The following is a 13276-nucleotide window of genomic DNA, read 5'->3' as shown; positions in this document are numbered from 1 at the left end:
TTTCATTTGAATAACAGAACCAAGCTCAGCACCAGCACAAAAAAACCGGGTTCAAAGAAGAACCCGGTTTTGCAGTCAGAAAGAAACTATTATTGTTGTCCTCAACAATAATAAAACCTCTACTTCCCCACGCTGGTACGAACCAGATCAGGTCCAAAGGGTTAAGAAGCCGCCGCTTCTCTCTCAGCCCGCTCAGACGGGCACCCCCAGTAACTATTGATTTCGCTCTCATCGTAACACAAGTTGTGTACAAAAAAAAGCATATTATCAAAATTCAGATAATGGGACAGTCATAAGCTCTGTTTCCCGAACGCCTTCTTCGGTATTAAAAACCCGATAACCCTTTGCGGTTTCCCGGGAAGAGACAGCCTGGAACAGCTGACCGTCTTTATAATGAAGCGCAGCGCCATCATCAGCGGCATAGCCCTCCCTGAGTTTCTTTTCTGAAATCAGACGGTGATACACCGGCCGGCGCTCCGCTTCTCCGTCATAGTGCGGACAGAAGCTGCCCGGCAAAAATCCTAAAGCTCTTAACTCTCTCAAATCTCCAGCTGAATCCGTCAATCCTTCTTCATACCAGCAAATCGCCCCGGCGCTAAGACCCGCCAACATGATGCCGTTTTCCCAAGCCTCACGAAGAATAAGGTCAAGCCCCCACTCTTTCCATAAGACAAGCATATTGCGCGTATTTCCGCCTCCGACATATATAATATCTTTCTTCATGAGAAAGGATCTGAGGTCAGAACCCGGCGGTTTAAACAACGACAAGTGATCCGGCTCACACCGCAGCTTTTGAAAGGCTTGATAAAACCTGCCGATATAATTCTCCGAATCTCCGCTTGCCGTCGGCAAAAAACAAACTTTTGGCTTTGACCGCGCCGACTGCTCTAAAATATACTGATCCAGCACAAGATGATCCGGCTCCATGGAAAAGCCTCCGCCGCCCATTGCAATAATCTGCTTCACGTCATCACCTCTTTTTTTCTCTAGTATAACAGCTCATAAAAAGGCGTTATCCCATTTTCGGATAACGCCTTCAAAAAGTATTTGTTATCTGAAAAATGAAAACGCACCGTATAACACAACGGAGATCCCCGCGGCGATAAGCGCCGGAACAAGGACCAATTCGTTTCCGCCCTTAATAAAATGGGTAACAAGCTCGCCTGCATGAAAACGCTGAAACATAAAAAGAGCAAATGCTGCAATAACCGCTGCCAATAATGCGGTTAACATGACGCCAAGCATATCGCTTTTGATAAAAGCATTCAAAAACCCTTGTGCTTTTGAATGGCCGTCCCACCAGCTGAGAAAGAGTGTCAATAGCAAAAACAGCCCGATCGGAATGATTAAATTCCACGGCCGAATCGGTGTTTCCTTAATATAAGCACGGTGCGCCGAATCCAGCTCCTCCTGCTGGTCAGCATGCTCATCACTTTCGAACATTCCGGTATGTTCACCGTGAATATCTGAGATCGTCCCTGTTTCCATGTTGAATGAACCTGAGCCTTTTGAAAGCAACACACCGCTGTTCCGCGGAATCGGTTCCGTATTTTTGTTATGTTTGCGAGCAGAAGTTTGTCCGCTCTTTTCTGTTTTTTCTAAGCTTTCATCCGCTTTTTGTTTCTTAAAAAAGCAGTAATAAATTCCGACTACTATAATCACAATGGAGAAAAAATTGAAGGGAATACTTTTCACATACACCGTGTAAGCCGGCTGATCTATTCCTGACGTTTTGAGGGCCTGTCCGATAATGGAAACCATGTAGCCGACAAATGCCGTTGCTATCGGAATCAAGGCAATGACAGGGTTTGCCGTAAACTCAATGGCATACGCAATTTTCTGTTTCGACAGGTCCAGACGCTTGCTTAAAGCTTTCATGATCGGTGCAATTGTGACGATGCGAAAGTCCGGTTCACTGAACGTGCCAAATGTCGACAGCCATGCAAGCAGCATCGCACCTTTTTTGGTTTTAACTTTTTTACTGATCAAATGGACGAATCCTTTTATCCCGCCGGTCAGCTTTATAATCCCTACAAGACCGGCAAATGAATATAGAAACACAATGATTCTAATATTATTGGTGACGACAATATTACTGATTATATATTGAACCATATGTTCAATCCCGCCAAGCAAGCTGGGATGCAAAAGATAGCTTCCGACCAGCAAACCGACAAACAGACCGGATTGCACTTGCTTTGTAATGATTGAAATGGGAATGACCAGAATAAATGGGATAAGACAAGCCCAAGTCCCTTCCATAAAAAACACCTCTTTCAAAGAACTTGCTGTTAGTATCTTTGAAAAAAGCGGATTTATACAATAAGCAGGTATCATGTTTTCACAAGCTTTGGAGGATATTTTCATACAACAAAAAAGGCTTCTACATATTGTAGAAGCCTTTGTATACCGGTGGCCGGGGTCGAACCGGCACTCCAGAAGGAACACGATTTTGAGTCGTGCGCGTCTGCCAATTCCGCCACACCGGCATGTAATGCGTCGTGTTCAACCGACGTATATAAATATAACATGTATTTCATAAAACGTCAACGGTTTTAGCAAAGTTTTTTAAATGGTAATGCAGTATATACGATACAAACAAGAAACTTATATTGATAGTCATTACGTTTTTATTATATAAAAAAAGTGATCTGCAATATGCAAATCACTCTCATATATATTTTATAATGTGAAAATTGATGACCAATTTAACATAGTTCGTTCAAAGTTAAATTGGTGCCGAGGGCCGGACTTGAACCGGCACGGTAGTCACCTACCGCAGGATTTTAAGTCCTGTGTGTCTGCCAATTCCACCACCCCGGCAATAGAAAGGCGACACCCGGATTCGAACCGGGGATAAAGGTTTTGCAGACCTCTGCCTTACCACTTGGCTATGCCGCCGTAATTTGGAGCGGAAGACGGGATTCGAACCCGCGACCCCCACCTTGGCAAGGTGATGTTCTACCACTGAACTACTTCCGCAACATGTAAAAGAACTTAATACATCTTATGCTGTTGTTTTAAAAAAATGCAACTGGGCTAGCTGGATTCGAACCAACGCATGACGGAGTCAAAGTCCGTTGCCTTACCGCTTGGCTATAGCCCAATGATAAAATGGGGCGATTGATGGGAATCGAACCCACGAGTGCCAGAGCCACAATCTGGTGCGTTAACCACTTCGCCACAACCGCCATAATCTGAAGATGAATAAATAAAATAGTGGCAGGGGCAGTAGGAATCGAACCCACACCGGAGGTTTTGGAGACCTCTGTTCTACCGTTAAACTATGCCCCTATTTATAAAATGGTGGAGGGGGGCAGATTCGAACTGCCGAACCCTGAGGGAGCGGATTTACAGTCCGCCGCGTTTAGCCACTTCGCTACCCCTCCATCATTTAGAGTGCCGGCCAGAGGACTTGAACCCCCAACCTACTGATTACAAGTCAGTTGCTCTACCAATTGAGCTAGACCGGCAAATGGTGGCTCGGGACGGAATCGAACCGCCGACACACGGATTTTCAGTCCGTTGCTCTACCAACTGAGCTACCGAGCCTTTTTATAAATGGCGGTCCGGACGGGACTCGAACCCGCGACCTCCTGCGTGACAGGCAGGCATTCTAACCAACTGAACTACCGGACCATTTTTTTTGGTTGCGGGGGCAGGATTTGAACCTGCGACCTTCGGGTTATGAGCCCGACGAGCTACCGAACTGCTCCACCCCGCGATGATAATGGTGGAGGATGACGGGCTCGAACCGCCGACCCTCTGCTTGTAAGGCAGATGCTCTCCCAGCTGAGCTAATCCTCCATCATATAAGTGACCCGTACGGGATTCGAACCCGTGTTACCGCCGTGAAAGGGCGGTGTCTTAACCGCTTGACCAACGGGCCCTGGTATTTTTTCGTTTGTTATGTATTGATAATTAGTGGCGGAGAGCAAGGGATTCGAACCCTTGAGACGGGGTTACCGCCTACACGATTTCCAATCGTGCTCCTTCGGCCACTCGGACAGCTCTCCATAAATGGCTCCGCAGGTAGGATTCGAACCTACGACCGATCGGTTAACAGCCGATAGCTCTACCACTGAGCTACTGCGGAATGAAGTCTGCCTGGCGATGTCCTACTCTCACAGGGGGAAACCCCCGACTACCATCGGCGCTGAAGAGCTTAACTTCCGTGTTCGGCATGGGAACGGGTGTGACCTCTTCGCCATCATCACCAGACGTTTTAGTGACATGTATTATTATACTATGTATTTCAGAAAAAGCAAGAGTTTTTTTGAAAAAAATTCTCTCAAAACTAGATAACAGTAAGCATACATTCAAATTGGTTAAGTCCTCGATCGATTAGTATCTGTCAGCTCCATGTGTCGCCACACTTCCACCTCAGACCTATCAACCTGATCATCTTTCAGGGATCTTACTTCCTTGCGGAATGGGAAATCTCATCTTGAGGGGGGCTTCATGCTTAGATGCTTTCAGCACTTATCCCGTCCGCACATAGCTACCCAGCGATGCCCTTGGCAGAACAACTGGTACACCAGCGGTGCGTCCATCCCGGTCCTCTCGTACTAAGGACAGCTCCTCTCAAATTTCCTGCGCCCGCGACGGATAGGGACCGAACTGTCTCACGACGTTCTGAACCCAGCTCGCGTACCGCTTTAATGGGCGAACAGCCCAACCCTTGGGACCGACTACAGCCCCAGGATGCGATGAGCCGACATCGAGGTGCCAAACCTCCCCGTCGATGTGGACTCTTGGGGGAGATAAGCCTGTTATCCCCGGGGTAGCTTTTATCCGTTGAGCGATGGCCCTTCCATGCGGAACCACCGGATCACTAAGCCCGACTTTCGTCCCTGCTCGACTTGTAGGTCTCGCAGTCAAGCTCCCTTGTGCCTTTACACTCTGCGAATGATTTCCAACCATTCTGAGGGAACCTTTGGGCGCCTCCGTTACCTTTTAGGAGGCGACCGCCCCAGTCAAACTGCCCACCTGACACTGTCTCCCCGCCCGATAAGGGCGGCGGGTTAGAAGGTCAATACAGCCAGGGTAGTATCCCACCGATGCCTCCACCGAAGCTGGCGCTCCGGTTTCCAAGGCTCCTACCTATCCTGTACAAGCTGTACCAACATTCAATATCAGGCTGCAGTAAAGCTCCACGGGGTCTTTCCGTCCTGTCGCGGGTAACCTGCATCTTCACAGGTACTATAATTTCACCGAGTCTCTCGTTGAGACAGTGCCCAGATCGTTGCGCCTTTCGTGCGGGTCGGAACTTACCCGACAAGGAATTTCGCTACCTTAGGACCGTTATAGTTACGGCCGCCGTTTACTGGGGCTTCAATTCGCACCTTCGCTTACGCTAAGCGCTCCTCTTAACCTTCCAGCACCGGGCAGGCGTCAGCCCCTATACTTCGCCTTACGGCTTCGCAGAGACCTGTGTTTTTGCTAAACAGTCGCCTGGGCCTATTCACTGCGGCTCTCTCGGGCTTGCACCCTAACAGAGCACCCCTTCTCCCGAAGTTACGGGGTCATTTTGCCGAGTTCCTTAACGAGAGTTCTCTCGATCACCTTAGGATTCTCTCCTCGCCTACCTGTGTCGGTTTGCGGTACGGGCACCTCTCACCTCGCTAGAGGCTTTTCTTGGCAGTGTGGAATCAGGAACTTCGCTACTATAATTCGCTCGCCATCACAGCTCAGCCTTCACGGGAAACGGATTTGCCTATTTCCCAGCCTAACTGCTTGGACGCGGATATCCAATACCGCGCTTACCCTATCCTCCTGCGTCCCCCCATTGCTCAAATGGTGAGGAGGTGGTACAGGAATATCAACCTGTTATCCATCGCCTACGCCTTTCGGCCTCGGCTTAGGTCCCGACTAACCCTGAGCGGACGAGCCTTCCTCAGGAAACCTTAGGCATTCGGTGGAGGGGATTCTCACCCCTCTTTCGCTACTCATACCGGCATTCTCACTTCTAAGCGCTCCACAAGTCCTTCCGGTCTTGCTTCACAGCCCTTAGAACGCTCTCCTACCACTGTTCGAAGAACAGTCCGCAGCTTCGGTGATACGTTTAGCCCCGGTACATTTTCGGCGCAGAGTCACTCGACCAGTGAGCTATTACGCACTCTTTAAATGGTGGCTGCTTCTAAGCCAACATCCTGGTTGTCTAAGCAACTCCACATCCTTTTCCACTTAACGTATACTTTGGGACCTTAGCTGGCGGTCTGGGCTGTTTCCCTTTCGACTACGGATCTTATCACTCGCAGTCTGACTCCCAAGGATAAGTCATCGGCATTCGGAGTTTGACTGAATTCGGTAACCCGGTAGGGGCCCCTAGTCCAATCAGTGCTCTACCTCCGAGACTCTTACCTTGAGGCTAGCCCTAAAGCTATTTCGGAGAGAACCAGCTATCTCCAGGTTCGATTGGCATTTCACCCCTACCCACACCTCATCCCCGCACTTTTCAACGTGCGTGGGTTCGGGCCTCCATTCAGTGTTACCTGAACTTCACCCTGGACATGGGTAGATCACCTGGTTTCGGGTCTACGACCACGTACTCAATTCGCCCTATTCAGACTCGCTTTCGCTGCGGCTCCGCATCTTCTGCTTAACCTTGCACGGGATCGTAACTCGCCGGTTCATTCTACAAAAGGCACGCCATCACCCGTTAACGGGCTCTGACTACTTGTAGGCACACGGTTTCAGGATCTCTTTCACTCCCCTTCCGGGGTGCTTTTCACCTTTCCCTCACGGTACTGGTTCACTATCGGTCACTAGGGAGTATTTAGCCTTGGGAGATGGTCCTCCCGGATTCCGACGGAATTTCACGTGTTCCGCCGTACTCAGGATCCACTCAGGAGAGAACGAAGTTTTGACTACAGGGCTGTTACCTTCTATGGCGGGCCTTTCCAGACCTCTTCATCTACCTCGTTCCTTTGTAACTCCGTACAGAGTGTCCTACAACCCCAAGAGGCAAGCCTCTTGGTTTGGGCTGGTCCCGTTTCGCTCGCCGCTACTCAGGGAATCGCATTTGCTTTCTCTTCCTCCGGGTACTTAGATGTTTCAGTTCCCCGGGTCTGCCTTCTCATATCCTATGTATTCAGATATGGATACCACTCCATTACGAGTGGTGGGTTTCCCCATTCGGAAATCTCCGGATCAAAGCTTGCTTACAGCTCCCCGAAGCATATCGGTGTTCGTCCCGTCCTTCATCGGCTCCTAGTGCCAAGGCATCCACCGTGCGCCCTTTCTAACTTAACCGTTAAAAAGAATCACTACGTGATATCTTGCATTACTAATTGAATGTGAATTACTTCTGTTATCTAGTTTTCAAAGAACAACGCATAGGACATGCTAACACATGCGTTGCCACAGGAAGTGGCGCATTTAGCAGGTGTTCCTATGTTTTGAAGGAATGATCCTTCAAAACTAAACAAGACAGGGAACGTTCTGTTTATAAGACCCAAGGTCTTATATTCCGTTAAAATCCTTAGAAAGGAGGTGATCCAGCCGCACCTTCCGATACGGCTACCTTGTTACGACTTCACCCCAATCATCTGTCCCACCTTCGGCGGCTGGCTCCTAAAAGGTTACCTCACCGACTTCGGGTGTTACAAACTCTCGTGGTGTGACGGGCGGTGTGTACAAGGCCCGGGAACGTATTCACCGCGGCATGCTGATCCGCGATTACTAGCGATTCCAGCTTCACGCAGTCGAGTTGCAGACTGCGATCCGAACTGAGAACAGATTTGTGGGATTGGCTTAACCTCGCGGTTTCGCTGCCCTTTGTTCTGTCCATTGTAGCACGTGTGTAGCCCAGGTCATAAGGGGCATGATGATTTGACGTCATCCCCACCTTCCTCCGGTTTGTCACCGGCAGTCACCTTAGAGTGCCCAACTGAATGCTGGCAACTAAGATCAAGGGTTGCGCTCGTTGCGGGACTTAACCCAACATCTCACGACACGAGCTGACGACAACCATGCACCACCTGTCACTCTGCCCCCGAAGGGGACGTCCTATCTCCAGGATTGTCAGAGGATGTCAAGACCTGGTAAGGTTCTTCGCGTTGCTTCGAATTAAACCACATGCTCCACCGCTTGTGCGGGCCCCCGTCAATTCCTTTGAGTTTCAGTCTTGCGACCGTACTCCCCAGGCGGAGTGCTTAATGCGTTAGCTGCAGCACTAAGGGGCGGAAACCCCCTAACACTTAGCACTCATCGTTTACGGCGTGGACTACCAGGGTATCTAATCCTGTTCGCTCCCCACGCTTTCGCTCCTCAGCGTCAGTTACAGACCAGAGAGTCGCCTTCGCCACTGGTGTTCCTCCACATCTCTACGCATTTCACCGCTACACGTGGAATTCCACTCTCCTCTTCTGCACTCAAGTTCCCCAGTTTCCAATGACCCTCCCCGGTTGAGCCGGGGGCTTTCACATCAGACTTAAGAAACCGCCTGCGAGCCCTTTACGCCCAATAATTCCGGACAACGCTTGCCACCTACGTATTACCGCGGCTGCTGGCACGTAGTTAGCCGTGGCTTTCTGGTTAGGTACCGTCAAGGTGCCGCCCTATTTGAACGGCACTTGTTCTTCCCTAACAACAGAGCTTTACGATCCGAAAACCTTCATCACTCACGCGGCGTTGCTCCGTCAGACTTTCGTCCATTGCGGAAGATTCCCTACTGCTGCCTCCCGTAGGAGTCTGGGCCGTGTCTCAGTCCCAGTGTGGCCGATCACCCTCTCAGGTCGGCTACGCATCGTCGCCTTGGTGAGCCGTTACCTCACCAACTAGCTAATGCGCCGCGGGTCCATCTGTAAGTGGTAGCCGAAGCCACCTTTTATGTCTGAACCATGCGGTTCAAACAACCATCCGGTATTAGCCCCGGTTTCCCGGAGTTATCCCAGTCTTACAGGCAGGTTACCCACGTGTTACTCACCCGTCCGCCGCTAACATCAGGGAGCAAGCTCCCATCTGTCCGCTCGACTTGCATGTATTAGGCACGCCGCCAGCGTTCGTCCTGAGCCAGGATCAAACTCTCCGATAAAGTGTTTGACTGACTACGCACATCGCTGTGCGATTTATTTAAAACTTTGAATTAACAGGTACGTTTTGTCTTGTTTAGTTTTCAAAGATCATTTCAACCTCATCTCGAGGCGACTTTTTCAGTATAACATTTCAGCGAGTTGCTGTCAAATGTTTTTTTGTTTTTATTTCTCCGCCGCTGTGAGCTTTTTGTTGAAGCGCATCAGCGACGTTTAATAATATACCATGCCTATAATTCAGCGTCAACACTTTTTTTGAAAGAATATCCTCGATGATATACTTCCTGCCCTTTGGTCTCTATTTGAGATACTTCAACAAAGCCTTTTTCCGTCAGGTAATCAAGCATGACACCGAGATCTTGGGTGAAGTGCACCAGTTCAGGGTGCTGAAGCAATTCTCCAAACTGCCACATTTCTTTTTCTTTCATCACTTGAAAAAGATGCGCAGAACCGATTTCAGCTTTTGAATGGATGAGAAAATCATTTGCTAAGAATAATAATTCGAGCCTTTTCTCCAAACTTTCGTGACTCTCGACAAGTTCGGAATATAGCTTATATACCTGCGGCTCAATGTGACGGACCTGGTTCCAGACTGTCGTTTCGGGATAAAATCCCCGGTCAATCACTTCTATGCGGGCCAAGTGGTGAAGAGCATGCACTACCGCATAATATGCATCCAGAAAATGATCAGCTTCAAAAAACGCTTTTCCTTCTACAAATCTTCTGATCAGCTTGCCGTATTCCATTCCAATCTTTAATTTCCGCTCGGCGAAAGGAAAAGTGCTGAGCCGGTCATTGAGTTCAGATATATATTCATTGCGGTCAAACAGCACTTTGCCGTTGATGATCCAATCTATGACTCTTCTATTGGTCCCAAGCAGAATCCATTCCTGAAGCAGAGCATCCGTTACAATATGTAAAGAAGCGGTTTTTTGTTCGAATTCATAATGCTTTATAAAAAGAGGTTCATCAGCCTGTTTGACAATGACAAGCATGACCGCATCAAAGTTATCCGTGATGGATGATGCTTTACTCCTTCTCTCAATCATAAGGACGGCCAGCGTATCGGGATGACTTGCTCTTTCTTGGTAAATTGGACGGAGAAGATTGTCCATTACGATTCCTCCAATGCGATTGTTTCACTAGCTATTGTTTCTACATTTCTATGATAAAACATGAAAGTCCTTTTTTCTAAACACATTGCACTATTATAACAAATTTCCTTTCAGGTGCCATATTTATTCTTCCCTTTTCTTACGAAAACATGAAGAATATGCCATCTGTTTTGTGCTATAGTTAAACGAGAGGGGGATGGCCATGGCGAAATACTCAAGCAAAATTAATAAGATCAGAACGTTTGCGTTAAGTTTGGTTTTCGTTGGGTTTATCATTATGTACATCGGGCTGTTCTTTAAGCAGTCTGTTTTGCTTGCCAGCTTGTTTATGATTCTCGGCCTGCTGTCGATCGGACTCAGCACCGCCGTTTATTTTTGGATCGGCATGCTGTCCACAAAAGCGGTCCGGGTGATGTGCCCCGCTTGCGAGAAAGAAACGAAGATTCTGGGCAGAGTGGATATGTGCATGCATTGCAGAGAGCCGCTCACATTGGATAAAGGATTGGAAGGCAAAGCGTTCGATGAGTCTTATAACAGAAAAAACAGTGTAAAATAAACGAAGCTGACCGTATCAAAGCGGTCAGCTTCGTTTAGTGGTTTTCTTTTTTGGAACATTCTTGGCATACGCCGTAAATCTCCAAACGGTGGTGGCTTACCTTAAACCCCGTGACATGAGCCGCAAGCTGTTCCACTTCGTCAAGCCCGGGATAATGGAAGTCTACGATTTTTCCGCAGCTTTCACAAATGGCGTGATAATGGTCAGAGGTGACAAAGTCAAATCTGCTGGACGCATCTCCGTACGTCAGTTCCTTTACAAGCCCCGCTTCCCGGAATACACGCAAATTGTTATACACTGTCGCAACACTCATATTAGGGAATTTCCCTTCCAAAGCTTTATATATATCGTCCGCTGTCGGATGTGCCATAGAATCCACGAGATATTCCAGAATGGCATGACGTTGAGGAGTAATCCGGACTCCCGTATCCTTCAACGTGTCTAAGGCTTCTTTTAATTCATGTGCAGCCATCCGTCATGCACCTCTCTTCTAAAAAAGATTCTTACTTTATAATGTTTATAATTAGTGTACATCTTTTTCCGGTCTCCTGTCAAATGTAATCTGAAGAAAACCCCGTGAGTTCAGCATTTGTCCATTAATTAGACGCAATTTGTTCCAATTCTCGAAGCGCCTCGGCAACGTGATCTTTCACTTTTACCTTTCTCCACTCCTTCACAAGACGGCCTTCTTTGTCTAACAAAAAAGTGGATCGCTCGATACCCATATATTCTTTCCCAAAATTCTTCTTCAGCTTCCACACATCAAAAGCTTCCGCCAGTTTGTGCTCATCATCAACGAGGAGCTGGAAAGGAAGATCGTGTTTTTGCTTAAATTTTTCATGTTTGTCACGGCTGTCAGGGCTTACTCCGATGATAACGGCATCAAGTCCCGCGAAACTTTCGTGCTGATCACGGAAATCACATGCTTCCGTCGTGCATCCGGATGTCATGTCTTTCGGATAAAAATAGAGAACGACGTACTTCCCTTTAAAATCCGTCAATGCTACTTCTTCCCCGCTGTCATTCACTAATTTCATATCCGGTGCTGTTTGTCCGATTTCAATCGTCATTTCTTATACCTCCGGGTTTTTTATTAAGCGTATCCAATTGACGTTAAGATTACAACCGTTACCCCCCCCGCTCTTTTCTGGAAGCATGAACCCGTTGTGCTCGCAATGAAGCATGCTACAATAGAACATGATGTAAGGAGATATTAGGAGGGTCATTTTTTGTATACAAAATCAGTTGAACTTCATAAGGAAGCGTTAGAGCATATCGTCGGAGGCGTGAACAGCCCGTCCAGATCCTATAAAGCGGTAGGCGGCGGTTCACCCGTTGCGATGGAAAAAGCGAACGGCGCTTATTTCTGGGATGTAGACGGGAATCAGTATATCGATTATTTAGCGGCTTACGGCCCGATTATTACCGGACATGCCCACCCGCATATTACTGAAGCGATTAAAACAGCGGCGGAAAACGGTGTGCTGTACGGGACGCCGACCAAACATGAGGTCACTTTCGCCAAAATGCTGAAGGAGGCCATTCCTTCACTTGATAAAGTACGATTCGTAAACTCAGGCACTGAAGCGGTAATGACAACGATCCGGGTTGCACGCGCTTATACAGGCCGGACAAAAATCATTAAATTCGCAGGCTGCTATCACGGCCATTCTGATCTCGTACTTGTCGCTGCGGGTTCCGGTCCGTCTACGCTCGGCACCCCTGATTCCGCCGGCGTGCCGAAAAGCATCGCCAATGAGGTGATTACCGTTCCTTTCAATGACATTGAAAGCTACAAAGCCGCGCTGGATAAATGGGGTTCGGAAATTGCAGCGGTTCTCGTCGAGCCGATCGTCGGCAACTTCGGCATCGTTGAACCTGAAGAAGGATTTTTAGAACAGGTAAATGAATTGACCCATAAAGCGGGTGCGCTCGTCATTTATGATGAAGTGATCACGGCGTTCCGTTTTATGTACGGAGGCGCGCAGGATCTTCTTCAAGTGAAGCCTGATTTAACGGCGCTCGGTAAAATTATCGGGGGCGGCTTGCCGATCGGCGCTTACGGAGGCAAAAAAGAGATCATGGAGCAGGTTGCTCCGCTCGGCCCGGCATATCAAGCCGGCACGATGGCCGGAAACCCGGCATCTATCCTATCAGGCATCGCCTGCCTGGAAGTGCTGAAGGAAGAAGGCGTTTATGAGCGGCTTGATGAGCTCGGCGCCAGACTTGAGCAAGGCATTCTCACCCATGCGGAGACACATGGCATTACCATCACCGTCAACCGTTTAAAAGGCGCGCTCACGGTTTACTTCACTGATGAAAAGATCGTCAATTACGAGCAGGCGGAAAATACGGACGGAGAAGCATTCGCCAAGTTCTTCAAACTGATGCTTGAGCGCGGCATCAATCTCGCTCCATCGAAGTATGAAGCTTGGTTTATCACAACCGCACATACTGAAGAGGATATCGACGCCACTTTACAAGCCGTTGAAGATGCGTTCAGACATATGAAAAAATAACTGCTGAAACAAGCGGGAGCCCAGGGCTTCCGCTTGTTCTTTTTGTCCGAT

The 13276-nt window shown here is 48.4% G+C and carries 7 protein-coding genes, 16 tRNA genes, 3 rRNA genes and 1 riboswitch; of the genes, 2 read left to right on the top strand and 24 right to left on the bottom strand.

Features of this window, described 5'->3' with window-relative positions; genetic code table 11:
• Positions 1 to 107: 107 nt before the first annotated feature.
• Positions 108 to 218: riboswitch (TPP riboswitch) on the bottom strand.
• 49 nt (positions 219 to 267) lie between these two features.
• The 22 genes from G4O42_RS04455 to G4O42_RS04350 all read right to left on the bottom strand — a co-directional run bounded on the left by G4O42_RS04455 (position 268) and on the right by G4O42_RS04350 (position 10150).
• Positions 268 to 966 (bottom strand): Type 1 glutamine amidotransferase-like domain-containing protein, encoded by a 699-nt coding sequence (locus G4O42_RS04455; RefSeq protein WP_032874174.1) that lies wholly within the window; start codon positions 964 to 966, stop codon positions 268 to 270.
• Between the two features lie 84 nt (positions 967 to 1050).
• Positions 1051 to 2262: a Na+/H+ antiporter NhaC family protein gene (locus G4O42_RS19920; protein WP_074534200.1), complete on the bottom strand. Its 1212-nt coding sequence runs from the start codon at positions 2260 to 2262 to the stop codon at positions 1051 to 1053.
• A 145-nt stretch (positions 2263 to 2407) separates the two neighbouring features.
• A tRNA-Leu gene (locus G4O42_RS04445) sits at positions 2408 to 2489 on the bottom strand.
• 245 nt (positions 2490 to 2734) lie between these two features.
• Positions 2735 to 2823: transfer RNA gene (locus tag G4O42_RS04440), tRNA-Leu, on the bottom strand.
• Positions 2824 to 2830: 7 nt separating this feature from the next.
• Positions 2831 to 2901, bottom strand: a tRNA-Cys gene (locus G4O42_RS04435).
• Positions 2902 to 2907: 6 nt separating this feature from the next.
• Positions 2908 to 2982, bottom strand: a tRNA-Gly gene (locus G4O42_RS04430).
• Positions 2983 to 3034: 52 nt separating this feature from the next.
• Positions 3035 to 3106: transfer RNA gene (locus G4O42_RS04425), tRNA-Gln, on the bottom strand.
• 9 nt (positions 3107 to 3115) lie between these two features.
• Positions 3116 to 3191: transfer RNA gene (locus tag G4O42_RS04420), tRNA-His, on the bottom strand.
• 29 nt (positions 3192 to 3220) lie between these two features.
• Positions 3221 to 3294 (bottom strand) — tRNA-Trp (locus tag G4O42_RS04415).
• 10 nt (positions 3295 to 3304) lie between these two features.
• Positions 3305 to 3389, bottom strand: a tRNA-Tyr gene (locus tag G4O42_RS04410).
• Between the two features lie 11 nt (positions 3390 to 3400).
• Positions 3401 to 3473, bottom strand: a tRNA-Thr gene (locus G4O42_RS04405).
• 3 nt (positions 3474 to 3476) lie between these two features.
• Positions 3477 to 3552: transfer RNA gene (locus G4O42_RS04400), tRNA-Phe, on the bottom strand.
• A 10-nt stretch (positions 3553 to 3562) separates the two neighbouring features.
• Positions 3563 to 3639 (bottom strand) — tRNA-Asp (locus G4O42_RS04395).
• Between the two features lie 8 nt (positions 3640 to 3647).
• A tRNA-Met gene (locus tag G4O42_RS04390) sits at positions 3648 to 3724 on the bottom strand.
• A gap of 7 nt (positions 3725 to 3731) precedes the next feature.
• Positions 3732 to 3807: transfer RNA gene (locus G4O42_RS04385), tRNA-Val, on the bottom strand.
• A gap of 10 nt (positions 3808 to 3817) precedes the next feature.
• Positions 3818 to 3889, bottom strand: a tRNA-Glu gene (locus G4O42_RS04380).
• Between the two features lie 36 nt (positions 3890 to 3925).
• Positions 3926 to 4016: transfer RNA gene (locus tag G4O42_RS04375), tRNA-Ser, on the bottom strand.
• A gap of 5 nt (positions 4017 to 4021) precedes the next feature.
• Positions 4022 to 4096, bottom strand: a tRNA-Asn gene (locus G4O42_RS04370).
• 9 nt (positions 4097 to 4105) lie between these two features.
• Positions 4106 to 4221, bottom strand: a 5S ribosomal RNA gene (gene rrf / locus G4O42_RS04365).
• A gap of 103 nt (positions 4222 to 4324) precedes the next feature.
• Positions 4325 to 7254 (bottom strand): 23S ribosomal RNA (locus G4O42_RS04360).
• 233 nt (positions 7255 to 7487) lie between these two features.
• Positions 7488 to 9037 (bottom strand): 16S ribosomal RNA (locus G4O42_RS04355).
• Together the 16S, 23S and 5S rRNA genes with 16 tRNA genes alongside form the textbook arrangement of a ribosomal RNA operon.
• 228 nt (positions 9038 to 9265) lie before the next feature.
• Positions 9266 to 10150, bottom strand: a complete 885-nt coding sequence (locus G4O42_RS04350; protein ID WP_007610197.1) for a nucleotidyltransferase-like protein — start codon at positions 10148 to 10150, stop codon at positions 9266 to 9268.
• Between the two features lie 202 nt (positions 10151 to 10352).
• On the opposite strand from G4O42_RS04350, the gene G4O42_RS04345 reads away from it, so the two are divergent.
• Positions 10353 to 10706 carry a YgzB family protein gene (locus G4O42_RS04345; protein WP_007408568.1) on the top strand — a complete coding sequence of 118 codons (354 nt, stop codon included), beginning with the start codon at positions 10353 to 10355 and terminating at the stop codon, positions 10704 to 10706.
• 34 nt (positions 10707 to 10740) lie between these two features.
• On the opposite strand, the gene perR is transcribed toward G4O42_RS04345, so the two are convergent.
• Both perR and bcp read right to left on the bottom strand, forming a co-directional pair.
• On the bottom strand, positions 10741 to 11178 hold the full coding sequence (gene perR / locus G4O42_RS04340) for a peroxide-responsive transcriptional repressor PerR (RefSeq protein ID WP_003155465.1): 438 nt from the start codon (positions 11176 to 11178) through the stop codon (positions 10741 to 10743).
• Positions 11179 to 11302: 124 nt separating this feature from the next.
• Positions 11303 to 11776, bottom strand: a complete 474-nt coding sequence (gene bcp, locus G4O42_RS04335; RefSeq protein WP_032872423.1) for a thioredoxin-dependent thiol peroxidase — start codon at positions 11774 to 11776, stop codon at positions 11303 to 11305.
• A gap of 159 nt (positions 11777 to 11935) precedes the next feature.
• On the opposite strand from bcp, the gene G4O42_RS04330 reads away from it, so the two are divergent.
• On the top strand, positions 11936 to 13225 hold the full coding sequence (locus G4O42_RS04330; protein WP_032872421.1) for a glutamate-1-semialdehyde 2,1-aminomutase: 1290 nt from the start codon (positions 11936 to 11938) through the stop codon (positions 13223 to 13225).
• The last annotated feature ends 51 nt before the right edge of the window (positions 13226 to 13276 follow it).

Origin of the sequence: Bacillus sp. LUNF1 (genome assembly GCF_011008975.1) — a bacterium.
In the GTDB taxonomy this organism is placed as follows: domain Bacteria; phylum Bacillota; class Bacilli; order Bacillales; family Bacillaceae; genus Bacillus; species Bacillus velezensis.
Note: the sequence above shows the minus strand (reverse complement) of the source record. Positions and strands in the feature narration are given on the sequence as shown.